Source organism: Virgibacillus sp. M23 (assembly GCF_034190895.1).
In the GTDB taxonomy this organism is placed as follows: Bacteria; Bacillota; Bacilli; order Bacillales; family Amphibacillaceae; genus Virgibacillus; species Virgibacillus salarius.
Genome location: NZ_JAWDHA010000203.1, coordinates 1 through 507 on the forward strand (window position 1 = coordinate 1; position 507 = coordinate 507).

General features: G+C 45.4%; 1 protein-coding gene and 1 pseudogene. Both read left to right on the top strand.

Annotated elements, in window-relative coordinates:
- Nucleotides 1–296: pseudogene (locus RVS70_RS22050) on the top strand (ABC transporter ATP-binding protein); the annotation flags it as partial.
- The coding region (locus RVS70_RS22055; protein WP_321134853.1) for an ATP-binding cassette domain-containing protein at nucleotides 293–507 on the top strand (215 nt) is incomplete at its 3' end. The pseudogene RVS70_RS22050 and the gene RVS70_RS22055, both read left to right, overlap by 4 nt.

Here is a 507-nt window from a genome sequence, read left to right on the forward strand (position 1 = left end):
GGCTACTAGGTTCGATGCCAACGCTGGACAGTGATGAAGAGGAATTATTTGCGATTCCTGGAAGTCCACCGGATATGCTGAATCCTCCAAAGGGCGATGCCTTTGCCCCACGTAATGAATTTGCATTGGAAATTGACACCGTCATGGAGCCGCCGATGTTTAAGGTATCTGATACACACTATGCAGCGACATGGCTACTCCATGAGGACGCACCGAAAATCGAGCCGCCAGCATCGGTAAAACGGAGAATGCAGGGGTTTGCGAATACCGGTAATAAAGGTGGTGACCGACGATGACGGAAAAATTATTACAGGTGAAGGATTTGAAAAAACATTTCAAAGCAGGTAGAAAAAAGATCATTACAGCCGTTGACGGAATCACTTTCGATATTTATAAAGGGGAGACCTTTGGATTAGTAGGCGAATCTGGCTGTGGAAAGTCGACAACGGGAAGAACAATCATTCGTTTATATGAGGCCACAAGTGGTCAAGTACTGTTTAATAACGA